We start from the raw sequence: 13,126 nt of genomic DNA on the forward strand, positions 1-13,126 counted from the left end.
GCACAACCGACGGTTCGAATGTCGGAAAACAGTGTCCGGGTAGAACCCGGCGCTCTAAAAACAGGCGCCAGTATCGCGATGGTTTATGACAGAGCAGTGGCACAGTGATGGCAGGTTGATGACGATATCGATTCGCCCTGAACTATTGATCTAGAGCGCTGTCGGCCGATTGCGGGTGTGCAATGCCACGCAATCGGCGATACTCGCCGGGCGCCGAAGTCCTGCTGTGGAGAGCTTGTTGATGCCGTTGCAACGCCTGCAAAACCTGTCGAAAATCGCGCCGGCCACCTGGGATGCGCTGGTGCCTGAAAGCCAGCCATTTCTGCGCCATGCCTTTCTCAGTGCGCTGGAAGACAGCGGCAGCGTGGGCCCCCACACTGGCTGGCAGCCTGAGCATCTGCTGCACATCGAAGATGACCGACTGATCGCCGCGCTACCCGGTTATCGCAAGTGGCATTCCTACGGCGAGTACGTGTTCGATCACGGTTGGGCCGACGCCTGCGCCCGTGCCGGCATTGATTACTACCCCAAGCTGTTGAGCGCCGTGCCGTTCAGTCCGGTCAGCGGCCCGCGTTTATTGGCGGCCAGGGTCGAAGACGGTTTCGAGCTGCTCAAGAGCCTGCCCGGCTATCTGGAGATCGAAGGGCTTTCCAGCGCGCACATCAACTTCACCGACGCCTTCACCGACGCTGCAATGGCCGAGCAACCGGGCTGGCTGCAACGCATTGGCTGTCAATATCACTGGCAGAATCGCGGGTATCGCGACTTTCAGGATTTCCTCGACGTGCTCAGTTCGCGCAAGCGCAAACAGATGCGCAAGGAACGCGAGCAGGTGGCGGGGCAGGGATTTGCGTTTGAATGGCTGGAGGGGCGCGAACTGGACGAGGCGCAGTGGGATTTTGTCTACGCCTGCTATGCCAACACGTATGCGGTACGGCGTCAGGCACCGTACCTGACGCGGGAGTTTTTCAGTCTGCTGGCCGAGCGCATGCCCGAGGCGATCCGCGTGGTATTGGCTAAACAAGGCTCAAGGCCGGTGGCGATGGCCTTCAGTCTGGTCGGTGGCGACAGTTTCTACGGGCGCTATTGGGGCTGTCTGGCGGAGTTTGATCGGTTGCACTTCGAGACGTGTTTTTATCAGGGCATGGATTATGCGATCGCGCAGGGGTACCAGCGTTTCGATGCCGGAGCTCAGGGCGAGCACAAGCTGATTCGTGGCTTTGAGCCGGTGATTACGCACTCATGGCATTACTTGCGCCATCCGGGGTTGAAAGCGGCGGTGAAGGATTTCCTGAAACAGGAACGCGCCGGCATCCTCGCCTATGCCGAGGAAGCGAAAACAGCCTTGCCCTACCGCCAGACATAAATCTCCTGTAGGAGCTGCCGAAGGCTGCGATCTTTTGATTTTTGAAAGCAAGATCAAAAGATCGCAGCCTTCGGCAGCTCCTACAGGGAGATCATCGCAGGTTTCAGGTTTCCTCTTTGCCCAACCAGCGATAGATGCCGCCACCGACCACCGCGCCAATCAACGGCGCGACCCAGAACATCCACAACTGCGCGATCGCCCAGCCGCCGACCATCAGTGCCGGTCCCGTGCTACGGGCCGGGTTCACCGACGTGTTGGTGACGGGAATCGAGATCAGGTGAATCAGCGTCAGGGCCAGGCCGATGGCGATTGGTGCCAGCCCCGGTGGCGCGCGCCTGTCGGTCGCTCCCAGAATGATGATCACAAACATTGCCGTCATCACCAGCTCGGTCACAAACCCCGCCGCCATCGAATATTTGCCCGGCGAATGCTCGCCATATCCGTTGGAAGCAAGGCCGGCGGCGATATCGAAACCCTCCTTGCCGCTGGCGATGTGCGCGATCAGCGCCGCCGCGAGAATCGCGCCGAGCACCTGCGCGATGATGTAGGCGGGCAACTCTTTGGCCGGAAACCGACCGCCGACGAACAGACCGACCGAGACGGCCGGGTTGAGGTGACATCCGCTGATGTGACCGATGGCGAATGCCATGGTCAGCACCGTCAGACCAAACGCCAGGGCCACCCCCAGCACCCCGATTCCCAACGGTGAAGACGCGGCGATCACCGCGCTACCGCAACCACCCAATACTAACCAGAACGTACCCAACAACTCAGTGACTGAACGTTTGAACAGCGACATGAGAGGCGTCCTTGATAGCCCTGCTATCGAGACTGCATCGCGTTGTGCATCCCTGCAGATTTACGACAGGTTCCGTGCCGGAACCTTGGCTGAGTACAGCAGGCTTTCTGCGGATTTCCAGCAGCCACAAAAAAACCGCCAGCGCCCGTGGTTGGCGGGCTGTGGCGGTTTCTTGGAGGACAAGCATTGTGTGGCGAGGGAGCTTGCTCGCGCTGGACAGCGAAGCTGTCCCAAAACCATCCACACCGGTAGTGTCAGACTTTCACGGTTGGCGGGTTTCGCGACTGCTGCGCAGCCGAGCGGGAGCAAGCTCCCTCGCCACAAAAGCTCACAGGTTCGGGCGTTGATTGTGGTCAGTCGATGCCGACAAACCCTCCGGTCTGGTGCGCCCAAAGCCGTGCATACAGACCGCGATGGGCCAGCAGTTCAGCATGGGTGCCGCTCTCGGCAATCTTGCCGTTCTCCAGCACCACCAAGCGATCCATCCGCGCGATGGTCGAGAGTCGGTGCGCAATCGCAATCACGGTTTTGCCCTGCATCAGGGTTTCCAGGCTTTCCTGAATCGCCGCTTCAACTTCCGAGTCCAGTGCCGAGGTCGCTTCGTCCATGATCAGGATCGGCGCGTCCTTGAGCAACACTCGCGCTATCGCGATGCGCTGGCGCTGGCCACCGGACAGTTTCACCCCGCGCTCGCCAACATGCGCATCGAAGCCTGTGCGACCCTCAGCGTCCGACAACAGTGGAATGAATTCATCGGCGCGGGCCTTGTGCACCGCGTCCCATAATTCTGCGTCGGTCGCGTCGGGTTTGCCGTACAGCAAGTTGTCGCGGATCGAACGGTGCAGCAACGATGTGTCTTGGGTGATCATGCCGATCCGTGCGCGCAGGCTTTCCTGGCCGACTTCGGCGATGTTCTGGCCATCAATCAGAATCCGCCCACCCTCGACGTCGTACAGGCGCAGCAACAGATTGACCAGCGTCGATTTGCCGGCGCCGGACGGCCCGATCAAACCGATTTTTTCACCCGGTTTGATGTTCAGATTGAGGTCGCCGATGATCCCGCGCTTCTTGCCGTAGTGAAAATCCACGTGCTCGAAACGCACTTCGCCACGGGCCACGTGCAGCGGTTTGGCCTGCTCGTGATCGGTGACGCTGACCGGTTGCGAGATGGTGCGCAGACCGTCCTGAACCATGCCGATGTTTTCGAAAATGCCGGTGACTACCCACATGATCCAGCCGGACATGTTGACGATGCGAATCACCAGACCGGTAGCCAATGCAATCGCACCGACGCTGATCAGTGACTGCGTCCACAGCCACAGCGCCAGCGCCGTGGTGCCGACGATCAGCAAGCCGTTCATGGCGGTGATCACCACGTCCATGCTGGTGACGACGCGGCCGGCCATTTGTGCTTTGACGGTCTGTTCTTCGATGGCTTCCTTGGCGTAGTGCTGTTCGAAATTGGTGTGGGCAAACAGCTTCAGTGTGGCGATGTTGGTGTAGCCGTCGACGATGCGGCCCATTAGTTTCGAGCGCGCGTCGGAAGCTTCCACCGAGCGATCTTTCACGCGGGGTACGAAGTAATACAGTGCGCCGATGTAGGCGACGATCCACGTCAACAGCGGCATCATCAGGCGCCAGTCGGCCTCGGCGAACAACACCAGCGAACTGATCGCATAGATCACCACGTGCCACAGCGCATCCACCGCTTGCACCGCTGAGTCACGCAGCGAGTTGCCGGTCTGCATGATGCGCTGAGCGATGCGCCCGGCGAAGTCGTTCTGGAAGAAATTCAGGCTCTGCTTGAGGACGTAGCTGTGGTTCTGCCAGCGGATCATGCTGGTCATGCCGGGGCTCAAGGTCTGATGCACCAGTAGATCGTGCAGACCGAAAAAGATTGGCCGCAGGACCAGGGCAACCACCAGCATCCACGTCAGTTCGAGGGCGTGGTCGCTGAAGAAATTCGGGTTCGGTGTGCCTTGGGCCAGGTCGATGATGCGGCTCAGGTAACTGAACAGCGCCACTTCGATCAGCGCGGCGAACAGGCCAACGACGAGCAGGGCGGCAAAGCTTGGCCAGACCTGCTTGAGGTAATAGGTATAGAAGGGGAGAACTCGGTCCGGCGGAGACGCCGTCGGGGCCTCACGGAATATGTCGATCAGTTGTTCGAAACGGCGATAGAGCATCAGATAACCGCCCGGAGCACGGGCTCTCCTTTTATCGGTGTGAGCGGCGCGGGATCAGGCCGGCGCCGCTCGATACGCCCTGTACAGCTTAGTCGATGACTTTGGCCGACTTGATGATCACAGGGTCGACAGGCACGTTTTGCATGCCGCTTTTGGTGGTGGTTTGCGAGTTGACGATGATGTCGACCACATCCATGCCTTTGACCACTTTGGCGAACACCGCGTAACCGGCGTCACGGCCCGGATCGAGGAACGCGTTGTCAGCCACGTTGATGAAGAACTGGCTGGTGGCCGAGTCAGGATTGGAGGTGCGCGCCATCGACAATGTGCCGCGAACGTTGTGCAGGCCATTGCTGGCTTCGTTCTTGATCGGTGCCTTGGTGTCTTTCTGTTGCATCTGTTGGGTGAAGCCACCGCCCTGAGCCATGAAGCCCGGGATCACGCGGTGGAAAATGGTGTTGGTGTAGAAACCACTGTTGACGTAATCGAGAAAGTTCTTGGTGCTGATCGGGGCCTTGACTGGATCCAGTTCGATTTCGATCTGGCCGTTGGTGGTGTCCAGCAGCACATGCGGTGCCTTGGCCGGCGTGGCAGCCATCAGGTTGGCGGCAAACAGCACAGTACCAGCGGCGAGGGCGAGTTTTTTCAACATGGGTCAGTGATCCTGAGATTGAATATCGGCTGCGGCGAGGAACTCCAGCAGCGTTTGATTGAAGCGTTCGGGTTGATCGAGCGGGGTGGCGTGGCGCGAATCGGCGATCACCACCAGCCGCGCATTCGGCAGCAGTTTTACATAGGTTTCTTTCAGTGCCACCGGTGTGTAGTCACGGTCGGCGCTGATGACGAGGGTTGGACAGGTCACTCGGGAAAGTCGTTCCTGAACGCCCCAGCCAACAATCGCATCGAAGCTGGCGAGATAAGCACGTTTGTCGTTTTTTGCCCAGCGTTCAGCCATTTTCTGCCGCAGATCGGCCTGGTCCGGCTTGGGGAAAAGTTTGCCACCCAGCGCCTTGCCAATGGTGGCCAGGCTCAGCACACGCATCAGGCTCCAGCGCTTGAACCACTGCCAATAGTCGTCGCGGCTACGCAATTTGACCTCGGGCGCGCTGTTGACGATGGTCAGGCTCTTGAGCATCTGCGGTTGATCGACGCCCAGCTGAAAACCGATCATGCCGCCCATGGATAAACCAACATAGTGCACCGGGCCGAGTTGCAAATGCTCGATCAGTGCGACCAGGTCGGCGCTGAACCCGGCAATGCTGTAGCGCTCGCGGGGTTTGTCCGAGCGGCCGTGGCCGCGAATGTCCGGGACGATCACCCGGTAATGCGCGGCCAGCGCCGGGATCTGCATTTCCCAGTCCAGCGTGCTCGAACCGAGCCCGTGGACCAGCAGCAACGGCGTACCGTGGCCATATTCCTCGTAGTGCAGGTTGCAACCTTCGTGCTCGAAATACGCCATCGGTGAACTCCGTGTCAGGCTTGTTCGGGGGCGGCGAACGGTGCGTCCAGCGGCAAAGTGTCGAAGGTGCGCAGCAGTTCGATGAGGATTTGCGTGGCCGGGCCCAGCGGTTTGTCCTTGTTTGAATACAGGTAGAAACTCGGGTTGCGGCTGCCGCCCTGATCCAACGGTAGCAGCTTGAGCGAACCTTCCTTCAGTTCCCGTTCGATCATGTGCCGCGGCAGCCAGGCGAACCCCAGGCCGCTGCTGACAAACGTGGCGGCGGTGGCAAGACTGCCGACGGTCCAGCGCTGCTCGGCGCCGAGCCAGCCGACGTCCCGTGGTTGCTGGCGACCTGAATCGCGGATGACCACTTGCATCTGGGTTTCCAGATCCTGAAAGCTCAGTTCGCGGTTGAGACGATGCAGGGTGTGGTCGGGGTGAGCGACGGCGACAAACTCGACATCGCTCAACTCCGTTCCGAGGTAGCCGGGGATACCCATGCCGGTGATGGCCAGATCGGCCACGCCTTCGAGCAGCACTTCCTCGACCCCCGACAACACTTCTTCACGCAGACGCACCCGGCAGCCACGGCTTTGCGGCATGAACGCGGTCAATGCCCGCACGATGCGCGCACTCGGATACGCCGCGTCCACCACCAGCCGCACTTCCGCTTCCCAGCCTTGCTCCATGTGATGGGCGAGGTCTTCCAGTTGGCTGGCCTGTTTCACCAGCTGCCGCGAACGACGCAACAACACGCCACCGGCTTCGGTGAGCACGGCTTTACGCCCGTCGATGCGCAGCAACGGCACGCCGAGCTGGTCCTGCATGCGGGCGACGGTGTAACTCACCGATGATTGCGAACGGTGCAAGGCCTCGGCGGCCTGGGCGAAGCCGCCGTGGTCGACCACGGCCTGCAATGTTCGCCATTGATCAAGGGTCACGCGGGGCGCTTTCATCAATAGCTCCTCTTGTCCTAAGCTGGCGGTCCCTCATGGAGACTGCCGAATGAAAAAATTCTGTTGTGTGTTGCTGGCACTGCTGCCGCTGACGGCGTTTGCGTATCCGATCGACGTGGAAAAAGATCTCAATGACCTGAAGATCGACTTCGAGACTTTCGCCACCGATAACGACATCGGCTCGATTCGAGTGGCCAACTACGGCGATGTCGATGCAGTCTGCAAGGCCGTGTTCAGCAACGGTCCGGAAGCACCGCGCACCCGCACCATCGAAGTGCCGGCCGGCAAACATAAAAACGCCACGGCCAAGTTCACCCGCGAGATCATCAAGCTGCGCATCAAGCTGACCTGTACACCGAAATAACACCGATCCGCTGTAGGAGTGAGCCTGCTCGCGATAACGGTGTGTCAGCTACATCTGTGTTAACTGAAACACCGTTATCGCGAGCAGGCTCACTCCTACAGGAGCATGGTTCAGCATCTAAACGAATTATTCGATGCTTTGCAGCAATTATTTGCGCTTTTTCATCGATTCGACTCTGTTTAACCTTCACTCCATCGACCTACAACATTCTCGGATGGAGGCTACACAGCATGTCCCGCGTTCTGATCATCGAAAGCAGCGCCCGCCAGCAAGGTTCGGTTTCCCGTCAACTGACCCAGACCTTCATCAGTCAGTGGAAAGCGGCGCATCCCAACGATCAGATCACCGTGCGTGACCTCGCTGTGAATCCCGTGCCGCATTTGGATATCAATCTGTTGGGTGGCTGGATGAAGCCTGCCGATCAGCGCAACGCCAACGAGCAATCGTCGCTGGACCGTTCCAACGAATTGACCGATGAATTGCTCGCCGCCGACGTGTTGGTGATGGCTGCACCGATGTACAACTTCGCCATCCCGAGCACTCTTAAAGCCTGGCTCGACCACGTGTTGCGTGCCGGCGTGACCTTCAAGTACACCGAAACCGGCCCGCAAGGCCTGCTCAGCGGCAAACGTGCCTATGTGCTGACGGCTCGCGGCGGCATCTACGCCGGCGGCCCGGCGGATCATCAGGAACCGTACCTGCGTCAGGTCATGGGTTTCATCGGTATCCACGACGTGACCTTCATTCACGCCGAAGGCATGAACCTGGGTGGCGACTTCCAGGAGAAGGGTCTGAATCAGGCCAACGCCAAACTGGCCTCGGTCGCTTGATATGTTAATCGCCAGATAATCGCCGATTGTTTTAGTGACCTGGCGCAACCCCTTCAAGGCTTTACGCGCATCGAACCTCCCTTTGCACTTGTTGCTCCTGAGTGCTGTAGCCCGATCGAACGCATTAGCGAGATCGGGCTTTTTTTGTGTGCCGTTTCATCAAAAACACAAAAACAGAATCTTCCTACGTGATTCTCAGGTTGTCTGTCGGAAGGGGCATCCTTAGGCTTTTGCCTCAGCTGAACAGTCAGCGATCAGGTGGGCACCGCCCGGCGAGCTACGCGTCGGCGCACCTGATACATCAGACAGGGAGATCACGATGCTCAAGAAAATCATTGCCGCTATCGCATTCATTTCAGCGCCTGCCTGGGCGAGCCCGCCGCCGTTCACCGGCACCGATTACAGCGGGGTGTATGAATGCAAGGGTACGGACAGCCACATTGGCGAGTTCAAAGGCACGGTTGATATGCAACTCAATGCCAGGCAAAGCACGGGGCATTACGGCGCATACACCTTCAAGCTGACCCTGGCGGACAAATCCGTGTACGACGGCTTTGCTGCGGCCAACGCAGATTCATTGGCGATTTACTTTGCTCACACGGATGCCGCCTTGAAAGATTACGGTGTCGGCATTGCCAGGATGACCGCAGGTTCTGACGGCAAACTGGCCTTCAGCAAATACTATTACGGCCCTGAATACGAAGGCGGCGGCCACGGCATGGAACACTGCGTCAAAGGCTGATATTCCCTGATTCCGTGGGAACGGCCAAGGGCGTTCCCACGCAGCCAGTCGTTGCGCAGGGTTCGCGATCAGCCGTAAAACCCGCTATCGTCGCCGCCATTCGATTTCGAGGCGAGCATGGGCTATCTACTTTTTGTCACGCTGATCCAGGCGTTTTCCTTCAGTCTGATCGGCGAATACCTCGCCAGTCATGTCGACAGTTACTTCGCGGTGCTGGTGCGTGTGGTGTTGGCCGGGCTGGTGTTTATTCCGCTGACCCGCTGGCGCTCGGTGGAGCCGGCGTTCATGCGCGGCATGCTGCTGATCGGCGCGTTGCAGTTCGGCGTGACCTACGTTTGTCTGTACCTGAGCTTCCGGGTACTGACGGTGCCGGAAGTGTTGTTGTTCACCATCCTCACGCCGCTGCACGTGACCCTGATCGAAGACGCGCTGAACCGCCGCTTTAACCCATGGGCACTGATCGCCGCGCTGGTCGCAGTGGGCGGGGCAGCCGTGATTCGCTTCGACAGCATCAGTCCGGACTTCTTCATGGGTTTTCTGCTGCTGCAACTGGCCAACTTCACCTACGCCGCCGGGCAGGTGCTGTACAAGCATCTGGTGGCGAAGCACCCGAGCGATCTGCCGCATTACCGCCGTTTCGGCTTCTTTTATCTCGGCGCGCTGGCGGTGGTGCTGCCTGCATTCCTGATGTTCGGCAAAGCCAGCTTTCTCCCGGAAGCACCGCTGCAGTGGGGCGTGTTGCTGTTCCTTGGGCTGGTTTCGACCGCGCTGGGCATGTACTGGTGGAACAAGGGTGCGTGCATGGTCAACGGTGGCACGCTGGCGGTGATGAACAACCTGCATGTGCCGGTGGGGTTGCTGCTGAACTTGCTGATCTGGAATCAGCATGAAGAACTTGGAAGATTGTTCCTCGGTGGCAGCGTCATCCTTGCCGCCGTATGGATTAGTCGACTGGGCATCAGACGTACCGCATAACCCGTGTAGGAGCTGCCGCAGGCTGCGATCTTTTGATCTTTAAGGTCAAAAGATCGCAGCCTGCGGCAGCTCCTACACGGGAATTTTGGGTTACATCAGGTGTTTCTGTGGCTCGGGAATGCTGGCCGCTCCGAGCACCGCCGGCAGCAATCCCGATCGCAAATCCCCACCACTCGGTTGCTGATACAGGCTCAAGCCAAACTCCGGCAGCACCGCCAGCAGATAATCGAAAATATCCCCCTGAATCCGCTCGTAATCGGCCCACGCCGTGGTGCGGGTGAAGCAGTAGATCTCCAGCGGAATGCCCTGTGCGGTGGTCTGCATCTGCCGGACCATGCAGGTCATGTTCGGCTGAATCTCCGGGTGACTCTTCAGATACGCCAGTGCATAGGCGCGGAAGGTGCCGATGTTGGTCATCCGACGACGGTTGGCCGACATCGCCGCGACATTACCCTGTGCTTCGTTCCACGCCTTGAGCTCGGCTTTCTTGCGGCTCATGTAGTCGGTCAGCAAGTGCACCTGCGAGAGCTTTTCTTCTTCGTCATCGCGGATGAAACGCACGCCGCTGGCATCGATAAACAGGCTGCGTTTGATTCGTCGACCGCCGGATTGCTGCATGCCGCGCCAGTTCTTGAACGACTCGGACATCAGCCGCCAGGTCGGAATCGAGACGATGGTCTTGTCGAAGTTCTGCACCTTGACCGTGTGCAGGGTGATGTCGACCACATCGCCGTCGGCGCCGACTTGTGGCATTTCGATCCAGTCACCGACCCGCAGCATGTCGTTGCTGGTCAGTTGCACACTGGCGACAAACGACAGCAGTGTGTCTTTGTAGACCAACAGAATCACTGCCGACATCGCACCCAGACCGGAGAGCAGCAACAGCGGCGAACGGTCGATCAATGTGGCGACGATGATGATTGCGCCAAACACGTACAAAACCATTTTCGCCAGTTGCACGTAGCCTTTGATCGAGCGCGTGCGCGCGTGTTCGGTGCGCGCATAGATGTCGAGCAGGGCATTGAGCAGGGCGCTTACCGCCAGCAGCAGGAACAGAATGGTGAACGACAACGCTACGTTGCCGAGAAAGGTCATCGCGGTTTTGCTCAGTTCCGGCACCAGGTGCAGGCCGAACTGGATCACCAGCGATGGCGTCATCTGCGCCAGACGCTGAAACACCTTGTTGTGGCGAAAGTCGTTGATCCAGTGCAGCGCCGGTTGGCGCCCAAGCATGCGGCTGGCGTGGAGGATCAGGTAACGCGCCACTCGTCCGAGCACCAGTGCGATCACCAATAATACGGTCAGCGCGAGGCCGGCTTGCAAGAGCGGGTGCTGTTCGAGGGTGCCCCAGAGGTCCTGGGCGTTGAGCCAGAGCTGTTTGATATCCATGAGAGCAACGATTCTTCTGTAAGACGCGATGGGCGATTAGAGCATTGAACCGTCTGGAACGTGTATTGCGAAGGAAATTCTGCTGCATTTTCGAGCACGAAGCTCTGAATGAGTGCGTGTAAAGAAAATGGACAATTTTCCGTTACGAACGTGAGCCGAAGCAGAAGCCGGAAAAAATGTCAGTTAATTCAGGGCAGTAACTGTTCTTCAAAATGGCGCATTTGAGTTGGCATGGCTAATGCTACGGAGATCGCGCAAGTGATTGCAGCTTGCAAACTAACTCAAGGAGAAAGTTATGATCAAATACGAAAGCACGGAGTTTGCGAAAGTGTCGGCCTACTTTCGTTCGGCACTGATTACCCAATTGTTCGAAGAACCAGTGGATGAAGATCTTCTTTTAAATATTGAGGAAGAAATCTGTATCGATGCTGAACTTGAAGCGCTGTTGGCAGAAGTCGCTTAACTAGCAGGTTTGGAATCAGGCGGAGGGAGGCGCCTCCCTCCGCTTTAATGGACAAGGATGGCTAGGATGCTGGTATTCGCCTACACAACTGTTAGCGAATCGGCCGTGCAACTTTTGAAGTGCATGGACGTTTTCTCGAGTCACCTGCGATTGGCGGGCAAAGACAAGCCTGTCGTGCATGCACAGCGTTCACTGCCTATTTATCTTGCGCTCAGAGCTAGCTATAACCTGCATGCGTGGTTGACGGGAAGCCTGTCTTCAACCGCTGATCTCGTTAGAGCTAGGACACTGCTTGAAACTGCTGAAGAAATATTGCCGGCGCTTGATGGTGGGTCTTCACGATTGTGCAATTCGGAGTTGGCCATGACCACCCGTTTGCAGGGCGTGCATGGGGCGAAGTTTCCTGCTCTAAGAGCCTTCGAAGATCAAACGTTGAATTCATTTGCTCATGCGACCAACAAGGAAAAACTGCGACTGCTGGTCCAGCTGAAAAAGATACGAGACCAACAGGCCAAGCTGGCAGGTTTCGAAAACTATATAGAAGTTCGGCAACGCTTTGACCTTTCCATTGATACGCCCGGTGCTATTTCATTTTTGACCCATTTGAATGACGGGGCAACTTCGTTATGCACCAATGCCCGAGATGAAAGAGATCGGTGCGACCCTTCAACAAAAAATCGATCGATAGTGTTTGATAATATTTTGCCAATCACCGGTGTCCGGCGATTATTGGAAATTATCGTGCGTGATGAATTTGGTCTGGACCTGGTATCACTGAACGCCGATTGCGATTCTACCCGCGAACTTATGCTTTTCGAGTTGTGCAGTACTTGCGAAGTAATAGGTTATGTACTGTTCGATTTAAGAGTAAAGGAGCCAGGTTTTTCAGGAAATCGTACGCTCCCCATTACACAGCGGGCATCTGTCGAAGATTCAATTCAGTTGCCCATTGTCTTGTGTTCGTGTGAGGTAAATAGTGCAGGAGGAAAAATTTCTTACGGTGCGCTTCTGTCCATTTTTCACGAGTTTGGTCATGCCCTGGATCACGTGCTGGATAAAAAAGAAGGGCTGAGCGCTAGGCCTGTAGATGAGCTCGAAGTCGCCAGTCGCTATGTGGAACATATATTGCGAAAGAGTATGAGTAATGGTGCATTTGAGTCTGTTTTTCCGAAAGTGATGAACGAATCTCTGAAGGCATCGATAAAACTTATGTTGCGCAATCAGTTTCTGATTCAGACACCTGTCGAGTTGTTGTTTTCATTGTTCGAATTGAAGCTGTATCAATCAAATGATGTGAGTCGTGTAGAGGATGTTGCGTCGTTATTCAACAAGGCTCAAGCAAAAATAACATGTGCCCATGATGTCTCTTTTGAAACGATGCTCGGACGCTTCAGTATGGCGAGCGTGGCAAAATATCAATGTGCGAATTATGCCTATCTATGGTCGCATTCTTTTATTGCAGAGTCATCGAGCCTCGCCGCCGCTGAGTGCCGAGACGGTGGACTTCACGGCAGGCTTACCGAATATCAATGCCGCGACTCAAGAACGCGCTCTGCGAGGCTCATAAAAACACTATCGACTCTTTAGTTAGAGTCTCGGATTTATCCATTTTCAA

13 protein-coding genes are annotated in these 13,126 nt (G+C 57.2%); 7 read left to right on the forward strand and 6 right to left on the reverse strand.

All coding sequences use genetic code 11. From position 1 onward, the window contains the following. The first annotated feature begins 241 nt into the window (after positions 1-241). A complete protein-coding gene (locus BK670_RS20915) occupies positions 242-1,366 on the forward strand; it encodes a GNAT family N-acetyltransferase (RefSeq protein ID WP_123452512.1) in 1,125 nt (374 codons plus the stop codon). A 103-nt stretch (positions 1,367-1,469) separates the two neighbouring features. Here BK670_RS20915 and aqpZ read toward each other — a convergent pair whose 3' ends face one another. From aqpZ to BK670_RS20945, 5 genes are all read right to left on the reverse strand, one after another. Then, positions 1,470-2,165 (reverse strand): aquaporin Z, encoded by a 696-nt coding sequence (aqpZ, locus tag BK670_RS20925; protein WP_123452514.1) that lies wholly within the window; start codon positions 2,163-2,165, stop codon positions 1,470-1,472. Positions 2,166-2,518: 353 nt separating this feature from the next. After that, positions 2,519-4,351 (reverse strand): ABC transporter ATP-binding protein, encoded by a 1,833-nt coding sequence (locus BK670_RS20930; RefSeq protein ID WP_123452516.1) that lies wholly within the window; start codon positions 4,349-4,351, stop codon positions 2,519-2,521. A gap of 88 nt (positions 4,352-4,439) precedes the next feature. After that, the gene (locus BK670_RS20935) at positions 4,440-5,003 is read right to left on the reverse strand and encodes a peptidylprolyl isomerase (protein WP_122608913.1); all 564 of its coding nucleotides are present in this window, start codon (positions 5,001-5,003) and stop codon (positions 4,440-4,442) included. Positions 5,004-5,006: 3 nt separating this feature from the next. Beyond that, positions 5,007-5,810 carry an alpha/beta fold hydrolase gene (locus BK670_RS20940; protein WP_123452518.1) on the reverse strand — a complete coding sequence of 268 codons (804 nt, stop codon included), beginning with the start codon at positions 5,808-5,810 and terminating at the stop codon, positions 5,007-5,009. Between the two features lie 14 nt (positions 5,811-5,824). Continuing rightward, entirely contained in the window at positions 5,825-6,748 is a 924-nt protein-coding gene (locus tag BK670_RS20945; protein ID WP_123452520.1) for a PA3225 family LysR-type transcriptional regulator, read from the reverse strand. 49 nt (positions 6,749-6,797) lie between these two features. Here BK670_RS20945 and BK670_RS20950 point away from each other — a divergent pair, with 49 nt between their 5' ends. The 4 genes from BK670_RS20950 (at position 6,798) to BK670_RS20965 (ending at position 9,659) form a co-directional block, all read left to right on the forward strand. Beyond that, positions 6,798-7,112 carry a 3-phosphoglycerate kinase gene (locus tag BK670_RS20950; protein ID WP_123452522.1) on the forward strand — a complete coding sequence of 105 codons (315 nt, stop codon included), beginning with the start codon at positions 6,798-6,800 and terminating at the stop codon, positions 7,110-7,112. 230 nt (positions 7,113-7,342) lie between these two features. After that, a complete protein-coding gene (locus tag BK670_RS20955; protein ID WP_123452525.1) occupies positions 7,343-7,942 on the forward strand; it encodes an FMN-dependent NADH-azoreductase in 600 nt (199 codons plus the stop codon). Positions 7,943-8,261: 319 nt separating this feature from the next. Next, on the forward strand, positions 8,262-8,684 hold the full coding sequence (locus BK670_RS20960; protein ID WP_123452527.1) for a hypothetical protein: 423 nt from the start codon (positions 8,262-8,264) through the stop codon (positions 8,682-8,684). Positions 8,685-8,801: 117 nt separating this feature from the next. Beyond that, complete coding sequence (locus BK670_RS20965; RefSeq protein ID WP_123452529.1) at positions 8,802-9,659, forward strand: carboxylate/amino acid/amine transporter; 858 nt, start codon at positions 8,802-8,804, stop codon at positions 9,657-9,659. A 90-nt stretch (positions 9,660-9,749) separates the two neighbouring features. Here the strand turns inward: BK670_RS20965 and BK670_RS20970 are convergent, their stop codons facing one another. Beyond that, complete coding sequence (locus tag BK670_RS20970) at positions 9,750-11,048, reverse strand: mechanosensitive ion channel family protein (RefSeq protein WP_123452531.1); 1,299 nt, start codon at positions 11,046-11,048, stop codon at positions 9,750-9,752. Between the two features lie 295 nt (positions 11,049-11,343). On the opposite strand from BK670_RS20970, the gene BK670_RS29675 reads away from it, so the two are divergent. Further along, the gene (locus tag BK670_RS29675) at positions 11,344-11,511 is read left to right on the forward strand and encodes a hypothetical protein (protein WP_185036803.1); all 168 of its coding nucleotides are present in this window, start codon (positions 11,344-11,346) and stop codon (positions 11,509-11,511) included. Positions 11,512-11,577: 66 nt separating this feature from the next. Continuing rightward, complete coding sequence (locus BK670_RS20975; protein ID WP_185036804.1) at positions 11,578-13,098, forward strand: M3 family metallopeptidase; 1,521 nt, start codon at positions 11,578-11,580, stop codon at positions 13,096-13,098. Positions 13,099-13,126 lie beyond the last annotated feature (28 nt).

Origin of the sequence: Pseudomonas fluorescens (assembly GCF_003732425.1) — a bacterium.
Lineage (GTDB): Bacteria > Pseudomonadota > Gammaproteobacteria > Pseudomonadales > Pseudomonadaceae > Aquipseudomonas > Aquipseudomonas fluorescens_BE.

What these genes read in the sequence shown, in the direction of transcription:
- BK670_RS20965 (WP_123452529.1), top strand. Translation starts at nt 8,802, where the DNA reads ATGGGCTATCTACTTTTTGTCACGCTGATCCAGGCGTTTTCCTTCAGT.
- BK670_RS20930 (WP_123452516.1), bottom strand. Translation starts at nt 4,351, where the DNA reads ATGCTCTATCGCCGTTTCGAACAACTGATCGACATATTCCGTGAGGCC.
- BK670_RS20915 (WP_123452512.1), top strand. Translation starts at nt 242, where the DNA reads ATGCCGTTGCAACGCCTGCAAAACCTGTCGAAAATCGCGCCGGCCACC.
- aqpZ (WP_123452514.1), bottom strand. Translation starts at nt 2,165, where the DNA reads ATGTCGCTGTTCAAACGTTCAGTCACTGAGTTGTTGGGTACGTTCTGG.
- BK670_RS29675 (WP_185036803.1), top strand. Translation starts at nt 11,344, where the DNA reads ATGATCAAATACGAAAGCACGGAGTTTGCGAAAGTGTCGGCCTACTTT.
- BK670_RS20940 (WP_123452518.1), bottom strand. Translation starts at nt 5,810, where the DNA reads ATGGCGTATTTCGAGCACGAAGGTTGCAACCTGCACTACGAGGAATAT.
- BK670_RS20975 (WP_185036804.1), top strand. Translation starts at nt 11,578, where the DNA reads ATGCTGGTATTCGCCTACACAACTGTTAGCGAATCGGCCGTGCAACTT.
- BK670_RS20970 (WP_123452531.1), bottom strand. Translation starts at nt 11,048, where the DNA reads ATGGATATCAAACAGCTCTGGCTCAACGCCCAGGACCTCTGGGGCACC.
- BK670_RS20945 (WP_123452520.1), bottom strand. Translation starts at nt 6,748, where the DNA reads ATGAAAGCGCCCCGCGTGACCCTTGATCAATGGCGAACATTGCAGGCC.
- BK670_RS20935 (WP_122608913.1), bottom strand. Translation starts at nt 5,003, where the DNA reads ATGTTGAAAAAACTCGCCCTCGCCGCTGGTACTGTGCTGTTTGCCGCC.
- BK670_RS20950 (WP_123452522.1), top strand. Translation starts at nt 6,798, where the DNA reads ATGAAAAAATTCTGTTGTGTGTTGCTGGCACTGCTGCCGCTGACGGCG.
- BK670_RS20955 (WP_123452525.1), top strand. Translation starts at nt 7,343, where the DNA reads ATGTCCCGCGTTCTGATCATCGAAAGCAGCGCCCGCCAGCAAGGTTCG.
- BK670_RS20960 (WP_123452527.1), top strand. Translation starts at nt 8,262, where the DNA reads ATGCTCAAGAAAATCATTGCCGCTATCGCATTCATTTCAGCGCCTGCC.